Below are 13,210 nucleotides of genomic sequence, written 5' to 3'. Positions count from 1 at the left end.
TCGTGAGCCTAATTTCCCATAGCTCGATTTCCAATAGCGCGTCTGTTGGAGCAAAGAGCGCCCATAAGTTGTAGCTGCCTGGACCCTTACGCCCCACTCATCATGAAAGAGTTGGTTGTACCTACGATTTGGTTTGGATAGCTATGCGGATCATGAACTACCTCGGCCTCCTTGGTCTGTCGCTTCTACCGCTGCTCTCGTCTTGTGCGCGTGAGTTTCGGTCCGGCTCGTATCTTCTAGTTGGAGCGACATTGATTCGCCCGGCCGAAGGGCTGGCTGCGCATTCCGTCATCGAAGTGACGGGAGATCGCATCTCGGCGATTTACACGGAGGATCAGTATCCCGACGATGAGCCTACTGTGGATGTCAGAGGCAAGTTTATTATGGCGGGCCTGACCGACTCACTGAGTGAAATGAGCACGCAGTGCGAAGCTGACGAGGCGATTCGTTATGGAGTCACTTCGGTCGTTGCGACGGCAGGGTTGGATCGTGGAGCAATTAACCTCAGCTTGAATCCTTCACCTGTGATCTATCCCATGGCGTTGATAAAGAGCCGTGGCATTGGCGGCACGTTTACGCTGGATCAGCTCGACGAACAGGTTTCGAGCGCTCTCCAAAACAGCGACGGTGTTAAATTTGTCGATCTAAATAAGGATATGAACGCAAGCCAGATGGCGTATCTGCTGCCGCGCCTTCGGGAAGACAACAAGATCCGCATCAACGCGGAGTTGGCTTCAGCGGCCTATCGTGACGCGGTGGGGGTTCATAATCTTTTACACACGGAATGGTACTTTGACCCGCTGGCACCGGACTCCATCCGAGACTTACCGGATCTTCAGACAAACGCATCCTCGTTACTCAATTTCTATAGAGCGGTCGATGGGGAAAGCTCGACCACGCAGGAGCATTCCAAGTTCCTCGTGAAGAACTTCTTTCTCACGCCAGCCCTTGGCCTCTACTCTTTCCACGACTTCGCTACGTTCGCGGCATTCTCGAAGTATTACGAAGAGCGGAATACCTGCGGCATACCGATGACGCGAGTCAGCGAATCCGTCTACACGAACTACGCAAACAATCAGTGGGCTGAGTCGCTCTATGCGCTGGAGAGAGCTAACAAACGGAACGGTGCAAGGTATCTGGCGGCAAGCGCGAATCCGCGATTCGGGACCCTGCCAGGGCTTTCTCTACTGAATGATCTTTACAAGATGAAGGAAGTCCTCGGGCTGACCAACGACGAGGCGCTGGCAACAGCAACCGTAAACTTTGATCGCGCTTACGGCCTGAAGAGCGTGGGGCGGGTTCAGCCGGGGTACTACGCAAATCTGCTGATACTGAACCGCAATCCGCAGGAGGATCTTAGGTATTTGCAGACAGACATCACGGCTGTTGTTTTGCGGGGACAGCTGTCGAGTCGGTGACTAGCAGGAAGAATGATGCTCGTACTGCTTACGGAAGATAAGCCGGGGCTGCGTTATAGGAACACCAAGGTGAGATTGGTACTAGAGTTGAAAGTAGAAGCTAACGGCGACTGAGGTCAGTGCACTCTTCTTCTAAACACTGCAAGGCCGCGAATGTGCTCGATATTCGTGGGCCCATAAATACGTGCAGGCGGGTTCGAGAACGATAATTGAATGTAAGCGATTTGCCGGGGTATAGCCTGACTCTCGTTTAGCCCATCATGGTCGAATCGATCCACCCGCAGCCCGAGTCGACCAAGCTCGAGATCGGCTATCGTCACGCATCGTACCCGGCAAGCGACCGCTCGTGTTTCTAAACGGTGACGACAGCCAGCTAATGAGCAACGAGCCTCGGAGAGGCCTTATCATAATGCGCTTGAGAGAGGATGTGGCGATGGATCAGAGGGGCGTTTGTAGGGGCCGGCCTCGAATCACGCGTTCGGCGATAGCCGCCGTTACACCGGGTAGGCCTTCAAGGTGAATTCTGGACAAAGTGTTGATGTCCACAGGCTCGTTGTCAGGATTGCGTCTGAGATCGTCGCGGATTCTAAGAGCCGCTACTTTCGCATCGTTGACAACAGTCCTGGTCACGGCAGCGGTTGACCTGCGGACGATATCCTGGCTGCGCGGGCTGGAAGTGCAGCCGAGCAGAAACAGGGGAGCTAACAAGAAACCGAAAAAATCATATGCCACCAGACGAACGGCAGCATCTTGGCTCTAACAGAAGACGGTGCGACATTAGTGTTCAGGGATTACTAAGAGGATCTTACGGTCGAGTGCGCGATCAAAGTGGCTTATCTTTTTCATCTTAGAACGCCGACCGTGATATGACGCCCAAAGCAAATAATCAGTATGCGACTGCAAACTACTAAACGAATACAACCCGTCTTCCTGTGTTATGTAGGTGCGGACTCTTAGGGTCGGGGATACTTTGATATACACGACCGCACCTTGCAATGCCTGCCCCCCCATGGACACGAGTCCCGTAACCTGCCGCCGGTCTATTCTTTGCACCTGAGCGAAGCTGGCAGTGCAGACGGTAAGCACAAGCGCTAGACCGATTCCAAAGTTTGTTCTCAGCGATCTCACCGTTTTCCTCCAGCCAAGTCCGGGCGTGATGTGTCTCTGACATTCAGATCTGGCAGCAGTTCAGAAAACATGCCCGAGGGAGAAGAACCACTTCGCATGGCCTGTGTCGCCTACGGCACCGCCGACGAACACTGGCCCCACGGCTGTGACCGCGATCATGCCCGCCACACCATCCGTCGGCAGCCTGCTCACCTGAGGCGAGGCAAACATTTTCCCTGCTTCGAAGAGCGTCACACCATAGACGTTCCCTCCAAGGAAGGGTGGCATTCGGAAAAGCGAATGCATATAGCCGGCCCGCAAAAGGTAGAACTGGTTGCCCCTCAGTTCGTTCGCCCCGTAAGCTACCCAGCCGGAAACCCCTCCCATGAGGAACTGCGGAACACCGGTGTTCCGGTATCCAAGGGTAGTGCCACCCTGCGCCGTCAAGAAGACGGAAGCGGCGCGCGACACAGTCTTGAAATAGCTCACAGACGACCGCACACTGGGATACGCGCTTTTAGCACCTGGGCTTGTATCGACCCAGTCAAAACTAAACCGGCCCACGTAGCCGCGTCTTGGAATGATTGGGTGGTCGAGATGCAATGTCTCGAACCGGAGCTTTGATGTGCCGGTTCTTCCTTTCACGGACGAAAATTCTGGAGTCCCAAGCCTGAGAGAGGCATCAAGGTAACCAGTCTCATACCCTGCGCGGACTTCGGTGAAACGGCTAACCGCATAGCCAAAATCAAGGGCTCCCGCTGCCCGGCCAAAACTGTACTGAGCTACAGGAAGCGCGTTGGAGTAGATTCGCTGCTGGGAGATGTTTGCGCTGATGCGCGGCGCGTAAAACCATTGTGACCGCCCTGCAAATGGTTTGTAGAGCTCAGACTCTATACCGTAGGTATTGCCGAACTGGAAGTCGTTCCGCAATTCTGATCCAGCCCCGGCGATCTCCATGAAGGTGAGTCTTCCTGCCTGCGTGAAGTTCACATTGTCAGGCTGGGCGCCACTTACTTCGAAGCCGAGTTGCAAAACCGGCGGCGCGTATTCCTGTTCGTGTGCGATTACAAGCAATCCATCCTCGCCGTTTTTGCGTGTCAGACCATATGAGGCACCGTCGAACCTGCCTTGTCCAGTCAGCCGCGTCAGGTCGGCCTCGAGGTGTGATGTATCGAGCGGCTTGCCGATTATCTGTTGCAGAGATGTCTCGATTGTCTTTTGAGCTCCTCCATTCACTCCCTGGACTGCTATGAAACGCGGGACAGGGATCGGTGCTTGCCTACGGCCGTCACGATTTTTAAGATATGCATCCCAGTCAGTTTGATTGAGTGCATAGGGCCGGAGAATCATGGATTTTGCTTCCGTGGCCTGAAACCCTTGCTCGATCAGCTCATCTCCTTTTTCATATTCCAGGCTGTTGAATCGGGAGACATCTACCTTAATCACCAAGTCCGCCCCTTCCATTCCCCGCAATTCCGTATTTGCTACCCCTACCGTGATTGACCGTCCCAGAACACTAAACAAAGACCGAATATCGTTAGCAGTTGCCGCGGAAACCTGCAGGTGAACCGCGATCACGATGTCAGGTCCCATCTCGCGAACCACATCAGTGGGAAGGTTGTCCACAAGCGCCCCATCGATATACAAGCTGTCTCCGTCGCGGATGGGTGCGAACACACCTGGTAGTGACATGGTGGACCGCATTGCGAGAGCGATGGGGCCGTGGTCGAAGACATGCAACTGGCCAGAGATCAACTCCGTCGATACGCAACGGAAAGGGATCGGCAAGTCGTCGAAGGACTCAACTGTCGAATATGGCAACGTCGCTCGATCGATTTCCATGGAGATTTGTTGGCCGGCGTTTAGCGCCGAAGGCGGAGCCGCTCCCCGTCTGAACCCGAGCGTGAGGCTTGTCGGAATCGCGCGGTGATCCTGCTTGCGGCGGAAAGAAAGATCTTCGTAAGGCGTCTCACCGCCGATGATGAGTGGCCAGTCCATCGTTTTAACAAGGCCTTCGATCTGGCTGGGACTGTGCCCGGTCGCGTATAGGCCACCGACCAAGCCGCCCATGCTAGTACCGACGATATAGTCGACGGGGATGTGATTCTTCTCAAACCAGCGGAGCACTCCAATATGAGCCAATCCAAGGGCCCCACCACCTTCGAGTGCTACGCCGATCGTGGGCCGTCTTGCTGGTGCAGGAGTGGATTGCGCAGAGGTTGTAATCGCGCCCACCAATAGAAGAAGCATAACTGCAGCTGCACCTGATGAAGAACGACGATTCGCTCGATACGAAATAGCAGGTAAGTGGTTCATCGACAGCCTTCTCTCACTAATTGGCATGCATGCGAAGGTACATTGAGCTCAGGATGGGATAGTGACGGATGTTGAGCTCAGACCCCGCCTTTCGTTCATGGAAGCGAAATCTGGTTCTTATAGATCACTCCATCTTTCATGATGACTAAGAGATTCTTCCCGGGATTGGTGATCAACTGAATGTTAGCGATGGGGTCGCCGTCCACAAGCAGAAGATCCGCCAGAGCACCTTCTTCCACCACTCCCAGCCGTCCGGGATATGGATTCCTGGCGCCAGCCATTGCCAGGAGTTCTGCATTATCCGCAGTGGCCATCGTTAAAATCTCGGACGGCGTGTACCAGCGCACCATCTTGGCCAACTGAGCCCCCTGCCGTGATGCGAGCTTTGCATCGAACAGTGTGTCCGTGCCCCATGCTGTTTTGACCTTGTACTTCTTCGCAAGCTTGTAAGCTGTGTCTGTCCCAGCCGACATTTCCAGCTGTTTTTGCCGATTTGTCGACCCCGCTGGTTGCGGATTCGCGTCTTCATCATCCAAGAATGGTTGCAGACTCCACCAAATACCCTTGTCTGCCATCAGCTTCGCTGACGCATCATCGGCAAGCTGACCGTGCTCGATGCACTTCACTCCTCCCGCGATCGCCGTCCGTATGGCTTTAGGCGTGTAGGCATGAACAGTGACGTAGGTGCCCCAGTTTTCCGCTGCTTCTACAGCCGCGCGAAACTCAAACTCTGTGTATTGCGCGACGTCGAGCGGATCGTAAGGAGAGGCAACGCCCCCGCCTGCCATGAGCTTTATTTGCGTCGCCCCCTTCATCAACTGCTCGCGGGCGCGCAGCCTCACCTCATCGGAACCGTCAGCGATGGCGGCCACTCCCTCCTGTTCCGAATGGCTTAGCGGTGTACCGACTGTGCGCGGGATTTCGTAGGGCATACGGAAGTCGCCGTGTCCGCTCGTCTGAGAGATAAACGCGCCAGACGGGACAATTCGGGGGCCTGGAATGAGTCCCTGATCGATGGCCATCTTCAAACCGAAGGACGGTCCACCAAGGTCGCGGATTGTCGTAAATCCACGAAGTAGCATTTCGCTCGCTGCTTGCCCGGCGACCAGGTTCAAATAGCCGATGTCGGCAGTCATCGCGACGGACATTGGAATCGACTGCAGCAGAATATGAGTGTGCGCATCGATCAAACCGGGCATCAGCGTGCGCCCCCCTCCCTCGATGATTCTGGTAGACGCGCTGCGGTCTGTTGGCACAGCAGAAGTTGCGATGCGCTCAATCCTGTTGCCCCGGACCAACACATAAGAGGGTGCTGAGAGCTGCCCGGACTTCTGTAGCACACGCACGTTCTGGAACAGTGTCACTGCGCCCACCGCAGGCTCCCTTGCCACCTGGGCATGAACTAAAGCGGAAAAGAGGCCGCCGCTGATGAAGACCAATATCTGACAAGCTCGTGGGTACATGGTGTCTCCGAACTGTATAAGCGAAAGATAGCGTCGCTTCGGTTGTCGCTACGAACGGGGCCATTGCTAGTTGAGCAGCACTATCGAAACGACCATCCTACAGTCGTAGATATTCCAAGATTGTTTGCAGGAGCTCCCGCCACCGGCCGGGTGTCATAATTGTCATAGAAACTGGCGCGAACGTAGAAGTCCTTCAGGAACCTGTAGTATGCATCCTGGCTCATCGTCAATCGCACGCGGCCAGGATAAGTCAGACTCGGCAGAATCCATAATGTCGTATCTGCGCTCGCAGAATCGAAGCGAAATCTGGCACCTTGAACTGCCAGAGCGGCATCGATGCTATCCGCCCTAGAAGGTGTTGCGGTGCGTGGCGAGTTCTGTTCAGCGGTGTAAGCCAAGGCCCCTATCATTGTGAAGGCCCTACTGTTCGTAGAAATGGGATGAACTGCGAGTGCGGCACCTAAGGTAGTCCGTAGTGCGATCTCCTGCTCCGAACTGGAGAGTAGATTAGCAATGCCGCCTCCATACCAAGTGGAACCTTTTAGCTGGTGAAAATATTCCGATTGCAATCCAAGCTCCCTTGTATTTCTAGTTTCCCTTTGACTCGTAAACTGGGACCGTGCATTCACAGAGAAGATGCGCCGCATTGCGCTGTAAGTTATGTCCCCATTCAACGCGACGTTCAGCTGCGAGTTCGCCTGAGCCACACTAAAACCCAGATCCACGTTGCCGCGCAGGTGCCGTGCGAAACCATCGCCTGTCTGTTGAATGCTCACGACATCGTCATGAGTAACTTTTCTATTCACGCTTCCGGTTACGGTCAGCAAGCTTCCGTCGGCTGCCTCCGACACCTGTCCGCTGATCTCCTCTCTTGTTGCAGTGATGACCAAAAAACGCTGCGTCGATTCGATACGGCTGATTTGCCCCCAGTCGAGAAGGACAACGGTGTTCGCATAGGCCTGTTTAATCGTTAGCTGTCCCCTTGCGAGCGACCGAATCTCACAGGTGATTCTGTCTCCGTTCTTCATGAAAATCACGTCCGTTTTCTCCCGGCTCGAGCAGTAGGAAGGAGTTGCAGATAGACACATCGAGGCAAACCAAACAAGTCCCCAGAAAGTCCTCCGCTCCTCCCGATTTGGTCGGGTAGTCCTGTCACGTAAGGGCCGAGGGGAAAAAGTTGACATCGATTGGCCAGTCCGGTCTCGCCCCATTCGCTTGTCCGTACCTGTCTTCACTTAGCGCCAGCGGCTGAAAGCTAACTTGGCAGCGCCTGGCAATTGGTCGCGCTGTCACATTTCCCAGAAGAGACGGTTTTTACTTCAAACCAACCGAACTCGCCGCGAAAAGATTGATGCCAAGCTTGTCGGCGACATATCCAATGACCTTTTGAGCTTTAACGCTATTTCCAGCCTCGTCCAATGGTGGCGCGAAGACAGCTATCGCTCCTTTTCCGGGCACTACTGCAAGAATGGACCCTCCTACACCGCTCTTTGCGGGGATCCCAACGGTCCAGGCCCACTGTCCGGAGCCGTCATACAGCCCGGCCATCATCATTTCTGCAAGGATGTGTGGGACATTATCTTGTTTGACCACCTGCTTGCCGGTCATAGGATTCTTTCCGTTGTTGGCAAGCGTTGCTCCCATCACCGCCAACTGATCCGCCGTGACACCTACTGAGCATTGCTTGGTATAAACATCGACCGATTCAAACGGATTCGCGTAGATGCGATCGTATTTCGCCAACAGCATCGAGATGGCCTTATTCCCTGTGTTGGTGGCGGCCTCGGATTTATATACTTCGTCTATCAAGGAAAGCTTGCTTCCGCTTGCTTCGCTGTAAAAAGCAAGGATCTTTGCCCACTTTGCAACGGGATCGGCGCCTGAAATCAGACTCGTCGTGGCGATTGCACCGGCATTCACATATGGGTTGCCCGCATGGCTCGGCATATCGACCACGGCAGGAATCGAATTAAACGGTCGCCCCGTAGGCTCCCCGCCAATCTTTGCCAGCACTTCGTCGGGGCCGAGTTCTTCCATGGCCAGCGCTAGCGTAAACACCTTGGAGATCGATTGTATGGAGAAGGCATACTCAACGTCCCCAACCTTGTATAGCTTTCCATCTGTCGTCACAACCGCGATGCCGAACAGTTTCGAGTCAACATGAGCGAGGTACGGGATATAGTCCGCATTCTTTCCTCCCGTGTCGCCCTTGAACTTCTCGTATGCGTTGCCCAGCGTTGATTGGAACTGTTCTGGGGTGGGCGCGACTGGACTTCGATTGCTTTGAGCGCTGACGAATGTGAAGGAAGCCAGCAGGAAGCTTGCGCTGAACACGATTCTCAGAATCTTCTGCGTTGATCTCATTGGTAGGCCTCTATATGACTACTCTCGGGGATGCTTGTTTAGGTAATATGTGGCACTGATCTGCAGGCGGGGCGCCACCCAGTAAAAGCCGTTCTTCCGCTGTAGGCTGCCGTAGATAAACTCGGCTCCGAAGAGAACATTGATCTTCGGTTGGACGACAAGGCTCGCAGTGGAATAGTTGCTGAGGCGATAATTCGTTCCAGGATCCTGCGCGGCATTATTGATTTTAAGAAAACCGTAACTGATGTTTGAGAATAGGATGGGCGTCCAGGGATGGGTGTAGCCGGCTGACACCGAGCCACTTGGTGTTGTGACGAGTCAATTGTTTGCCGAGAAGCCTACGTCTGAGCCCAGACCAAAATTATCGTTGTAGTAGTTGGAGATGCCCTTCCCAATTACCGCCTGAGCCACTATGCTTTCTCCTTTATTGCGACCAAAGGCGAAGGCGCCAGAGAGTGACGCGCCGTAACCATTGAGGTGCTGTCGCAAATTGGATTGGGAGGTGCCAGCGACAACCCCGCCTACCGATCGCGAGATGAACGCCGACTGAATGTGTCCATGGGGTGTCTCAAGGCGGTAAAACGCCACCAGGTCCGGTCTGGTCGAAGTTCCAGTAGGAGTGCCAAATGGAGTGTTGGCAGGAGTGTCCGTTCCCGGGTTCTCGACCGAGAAGCCGATGCTGTGCTTCGCATTGATTGCTTGTGTGTACCGAATCTGCGGGTTGCGCAGTCCGATGATGCCCGGAGGGCCCTCAAACTCTAATGTATTGGGAAAGACATCAGGATCGCCAAACGCGCTCCACGTTTGGCCGCCAAGGATGTTTAGGTACTGAGCGTAGATGTGTCGAATGCGTATGGAAGTACCTGACGTGCTGCCCAGTGCATCAACCTCGAAGTATCCCTTCACGGTCTTAGCGGAAGCTGGCTGCAATATCGTGAGAGCGAGCCGAGACGCCTTCATGACCACGCTGGAGTTAACAGAGTGTGGTTGGGGGCTAGAGGGGAATAGGGAGGGAACATAGGCGCCAGAGTAGGCACCTGCATAGTTTGTGTCAATGAACAGATCGCTCTTTACGAAGCCATTGATCTGAATCAGCGTATCTGTCAACGGAAGCTTAAAATATCCGCGTCGCGCAGGATCCAACGACTCGTTATTGATGCGGGTCGCACCGACTTCAACCTGATTGATCGTCTCCCTTGTGTCGGTCGCCGCACCAATATGAACGACGCTTGGGAGCGGAACCTGGGATGCGGGCTCAACAGGTCGAACCTTGCTATGCACTTCTGGTGCAGATTCCACTGCGGGTGCCGTTTTTGTCTCGATAGATGTGATCGCAGATCGGATCGCCTGCACCTCGTTCTCGAGTTTCGCAAGCCTGTTCTTCAAGCCTTCAAGATCAGGGGCTGGGGCCTGACAAAAGGCTGTTGTGGGAATAAAGAGGAGTGCGACGATTAGGATTTCGCGCCATCCCTTAATGAGGAGCCGCAGCCCACTCGATGTCGTTGACATTCGAAACCTGATTCGCTTGCTGGTGTGGTCCATAAAAGTCACTCCTCGAAAGATGTCGCTTCTTGCTATCGAATGGAGATCACCCCGCTACTCTGTCTTTCTGTCATTTCGAAGATTTTCTGCCTCCCAGACCCGGACGCGCCTTCGACCGTTTCCAAACACCCGTTCATAGTTGCTCTTCAGGAGTTTTTCTCGCACGGCGGGAGGTAGAGCTTCCAAGAGAGGCTTGTATTGCTCATATACCTTCATGTAGCTCTCTGCATTTGACGGTGCTACCTCGTCCGTGCCAAAGATGAAACGGTCCGGAAAGCGGGTCGCGAGTTCGCGGGCTGCTTGAAATCCATTAGGTTGCCCCACGAGGTACTTGGCGGTCTCATCCCACGAGACGTCGCAATAGACGTTTGTCAAAGTAGGGTCAGACAAAATCTTCTCGACAAAGGCTCTCTGATCGCTCGAGGGCTTTACGATTCTGCCGAGGCCGATATGCGCCCATATGATCGTCGTGTTTGCGTGTCTCCGAAAGAGGGATTCAAGTTCCTTTGCGTACGCCGCATCGTGTGCCGGTTTTGGAAAGGGGACATCGATGTCGTTATGGAGAATAACGACCAGACCCGACTCGCCAGCGAAATCCAAGATCCGATCAAGGGCAGGATCAGTCAGACTGGCAACATCGCCGACAATCTTGGAAGCGACAAACTCCTTATGTATCGAGAACTCTCCGACTCCTGTGAATACTCCCGGGTATGTCTTTAGCACGCGACGGATGTGGTCCACCGCATACATGTCGGTGGGATTGAATCCAGTGATCATGGGATCAAAGCGTTCTTGATCTGTTTGCGGAAGGGATTTGTATTGCTCCGCAATGACAGCATCAACGAAAGAGTAGTAATAAAGCTTCGCATCGGTGTCGAGATAGTATCGGGGTGCGTTTTCGCCGGAAATGCGATAAGACCACTGCTGTTGGAGCGGTATCCCGAAGAGTGCAACCCGCCCAACCTTTGTTCCCATGATCTTGACGAATTCTGAGATATCGGGACCCTCCTGAACGTAGTTCGTCAGATGAAAATGAGCATCATTGAACTCGTAAGCGGAGTTTTGACCGCGCATCGGTAAAAGCGACAGGAGTGCCACTAGAGCCACAAGTAATATCAACGAAGGATAAGACGCTTCAAACCTGGTTGTCATCGTCATATGCTTTATCTCCACGTCTCCTACCAGTGATCAGCTTTGTCGGCGCATAGTCGATGCGGACCATGGCGCTAGAAAAATACGTCGGAAGAGATCGACACAGTCATGCCTTTGAGCCCACCTATGTAGTAGCCAAAGAGGCTGTCGACAGGTGAGCGCACGATTCGCTTCACATCTGCATTCACCCGGAAATTCTGCGTGTGAAATGGGCGATAGTTCGTCCCGCCGCCGTACTCGTAGCTGTAGACCTGCTGGCCGAAAATCTGGGAGGTCAAGGCGTAAAGTTCAATAGTTCTGGACGGTAATGTGTAGGAAGCTTGCGTATAGAAACCGTTATCGCGGATGCTGTGATATGGGAGTGAGCCGCTCAGGAACTCGAAGTGGTCTAGGTTTCGTACGTATCCTTCGCTTTGGATCGCGAAACCACGGTACTTTAGGCCTGCATCCATGGCGTATAGATTGAAATGGGCGGTTTGCAGGGTCACACCCGGTGCCAATGAGCTAGGTCCGAAGAGAAGCGAAGCGTCGGATACTCGGATCTGCACATTGTCAGGGCCAGATTCCGGATCGGGTTGATTCCCGCGGGTCTCTGGGCTGTGTGTGTAGGAAAAACCGAAACGAGTCGCTAGCGTTTTGTGTCTTTCATAGTCTCCGAAGCCGCCCCGTGAACCAAATTCTCCGCTAGTAGGCATCCACCATGCACTGGCAGCGACTGCAGGACTCCGCGTAAGTTTGTTAGCCGTCAGACCAATCTGGCTTAGATTATTGCCCAGCATCACCATGTAGCGGGACTTCTTGGAAAGGGCGCCGACTGCCCAGATGCCAGTTGTAAATCCAGGGCGGAAAAACTCTTCCGCCATCACGCGATCCGTACCTGCAAAGTAGGGAAACGCACCGGTCATTGACCGGACGCCCGGAAGGCCCCCAATGCCGCCGTACAAATTGAAGGCTGGATGAAAATTATAGCCAAGTTTTCCTGCGACCGTGACCTGATTGATGGAATTAACTGTCCACAACAGAACTTCGTAGTTGAATTTCGGGTGGTACACCCAGCCGTTCATCCAGATCAGGGCGCGTTGAAGCTGAATGTCGCTGCGACCGTTTGAGGTCTTGGAAATACCGGAATAGCTGGTATAGGTGTGGGAGGCGGGGAGCTGATTTAAGTATCGGACGAGCGCGTAGCCGCTGAGGTTTAGTTCCCCATACTCCGTCTTGGCCAGTTTGAAGCCCCGTCCAGGTTCGAGTGCGCCCCATTGTGCAGGAGATGTTGATGCAGCATCTGCGCTGGAAGGGGCCTGGGCTGTCGCGTAGCGCGTGGTGAGACTGCTTTGAGTAACTGACACTTGAGTGGAGGAAGGGGTTGTGAGATTTGCGGGCGGCGCTGACGACGGGAGTGGGTCGACGGAAGGTGGTTGTGTGGAAAGAGCACCTGCAGGAGTCTGAGAACCCAGGTGTAAAGGGCCCTTGGTCCCATTTTGGCGAGCCTCAAGAGCTTCTACCCGCTCTTGCAAGTCATGGATCTGCGCAAGTAGTTCGCGTTCACGCAAGGTAGTGATTCCCTCACTATCAGGGCGCTGAACATTCGCGGTCTGCGCGGATGAAACGTTCGACACTCCCATGCAGCTTGAGATGACGCAAGCAAGGGTAGTTATAGGAACGATAGTTTCTTGAAAATGCTTTACTCTCACTGGCCCACCTGGCTTTCGTTCACAGAGCGATACGTTTATTTCCTTTCAAAATACGATTGCTAATACCTTTCATGATCTATATCGTGATGCCCAACCGTCTCTCTATGCGCGCCAAGCTTAGTTCTAGCGCCATGTAAAAAAACTCAAATGGGACGAG

General features: G+C 53.9%; 8 protein-coding genes. 1 reads left to right on the top strand and 7 read right to left on the bottom strand.

What is annotated here, in order from left to right:
* Positions 1–251 precede the first annotated feature (251 nt).
* Positions 252–1,418: an amidohydrolase family protein gene (locus TERRO_RS10075; RefSeq protein WP_157178318.1), complete on the top strand. Its 1,167-nt coding sequence runs from the start codon at positions 252–254 to the stop codon at positions 1,416–1,418.
* A gap of 1,188 nt (positions 1,419–2,606) precedes the next feature.
* Here the strand turns inward: TERRO_RS10075 and TERRO_RS10065 are convergent.
* The 7 genes from TERRO_RS10065 to TERRO_RS10030 form a co-directional block, all read right to left on the bottom strand.
* Complete coding sequence (locus tag TERRO_RS10065; protein WP_014785892.1) at positions 2,607–4,775, bottom strand: patatin-like phospholipase family protein; 2,169 nt, start codon at positions 4,773–4,775, stop codon at positions 2,607–2,609.
* A gap of 161 nt (positions 4,776–4,936) precedes the next feature.
* Positions 4,937–6,304 carry a metal-dependent hydrolase family protein gene (locus tag TERRO_RS10060; RefSeq protein WP_014785891.1) on the bottom strand — a complete coding sequence of 456 codons (1,368 nt, stop codon included), beginning with the start codon at positions 6,302–6,304 and terminating at the stop codon, positions 4,937–4,939.
* A gap of 80 nt (positions 6,305–6,384) precedes the next feature.
* Positions 6,385–7,332, bottom strand: coding sequence for a DUF481 domain-containing protein (locus tag TERRO_RS10055; protein WP_245536283.1), 948 nt, complete (start codon positions 7,330–7,332; stop codon positions 6,385–6,387).
* 286 nt (positions 7,333–7,618) lie between these two features.
* Positions 7,619–8,668: a glutaminase A gene (gene glsA, locus TERRO_RS10050; protein WP_014785889.1), complete on the bottom strand. Its 1,050-nt coding sequence runs from the start codon at positions 8,666–8,668 to the stop codon at positions 7,619–7,621.
* A gap of 318 nt (positions 8,669–8,986) precedes the next feature.
* The gene (locus TERRO_RS22025) at positions 8,987–10,210 is read right to left on the bottom strand and encodes a DcaP family trimeric outer membrane transporter (RefSeq protein ID WP_157178315.1); all 1,224 of its coding nucleotides are present in this window, start codon (positions 10,208–10,210) and stop codon (positions 8,987–8,989) included.
* 54 nt (positions 10,211–10,264) lie between these two features.
* Positions 10,265–11,368, bottom strand: coding sequence for an amidohydrolase family protein (locus TERRO_RS10035; RefSeq protein ID WP_014785888.1), 1,104 nt, complete (start codon positions 11,366–11,368; stop codon positions 10,265–10,267).
* A 68-nt stretch (positions 11,369–11,436) separates the two neighbouring features.
* Positions 11,437–12,708 carry a hypothetical protein gene (locus tag TERRO_RS10030; protein WP_052313315.1) on the bottom strand — a complete coding sequence of 424 codons (1,272 nt, stop codon included), beginning with the start codon at positions 12,706–12,708 and terminating at the stop codon, positions 11,437–11,439.
* Positions 12,709–13,210 lie beyond the last annotated feature (502 nt).

It is taken from the genome of Terriglobus roseus DSM 18391 (genome assembly GCF_000265425.1).
In the GTDB taxonomy this organism is placed as follows: Bacteria; Acidobacteriota; Terriglobia; order Terriglobales; family Acidobacteriaceae; genus Terriglobus; species Terriglobus roseus.
The sequence above is the reverse complement of the archived record's forward strand: the minus strand, read 5'-3'. Positions and strand labels throughout refer to the sequence as shown.